The sequence below is a fragment of the Mesorhizobium sp. P5_C1 genome (assembly GCF_054049815.1).
The window spans coordinates 1-1029 of record NZ_JBFULQ010001093.1 but is presented as its reverse complement, the minus strand read 5'-3'; the positions used below and the strand labels follow the sequence as shown (position 1 = coordinate 1029).

Genomic DNA, 1029 nt, shown 5'->3' with positions numbered 1-1029 from the left:
CACGGCGCACAGGCTCGACGGCCAGTTTCCGGCCGAGATCGAACCGCTTGCCAACGAAACCAATGCGTTGATCGAAAACAACAGGCGTATCGTCGAGCGGTCGCGAACCCAGGCCGAACTAAACCTCACGAGGACCAAGGTCGTCAGTCCCGTCAGCGGCTATGTGACCAATCTGCTGCTGCGGGTGGGCAACTATGCGCCCACAGGGGTGACCAATATCTCCGTGATCGATTCCGACAGCTTTTGGATCGATGGTTATTTCGAGGAAACGAAAATGGCGCGGATCTGCTTTGGCGATCGCGCCGAGGCGAAGCTGATGGGTTACGCCGAGCCGATCCTTGGACACGTGGAAACAATCACCCGGGGCATCAGCGTATCGAACGCTGCCCCAGGCACCCAAGGGCTGCCCAACGTCGATCCTATCTACACCTGGGTACGCCTCGCGCAACGCGTGCCAGTCCGCATCGCCATCGACTACGTTCCGGCGGGTGTGCCCCTCGTTTCCGGCATGACGGCAACGGTGACAATCCGGCCGGTTACAGGAACCGATCACCGAAACTGGTTCGATCGCGTGCGATCAGATGTTGCAGCCAGGTTTTCCGAGCTTTGGTACGGCTCGGTGTCGCGACCGGGTTGTTTGGCCGACAGGGCCGGAGCACACCCTGCAACGGAATCGATTCCAGTGCCTAGGGCGAGCCCGGCCTCATCTCCAGAGCAGATCAGTCCAGGCATCGCTCCCGGTATGGACGTAGCTCCGCGCAGCAGTGGCCAGCAGGACCACTGACATACGACGGCGGATTGCGAAATATCGCAGTAAGGCTTCTAGGCGCGGGACGCGTAGATCGCATCAGCGTAACTATTTCAAATCAAACAGCTTTTTCATGACGTCAGAGTCCGCCGGGATAATTCGGGCTTTCGCGGGTAATCGTGACGTCATGGGCGTGGCTTTCACGAAGTCCGGCGTTGGATATGCGTACAAAAGTGGCGCGTTCGCGGAAATCGGCAAGATCGCGACCGCCGACATAACCC

General features: G+C 59.3%; 1 pseudogene. It reads left to right on the top strand.

The window, feature by feature from the left end:
• Nucleotides 1-784 (top strand): annotated as a pseudogene (locus tag ACXJ7R_RS34105) (hypothetical protein); the annotation flags it as partial.
• Nucleotides 785-1029 lie beyond the last annotated feature (245 nt).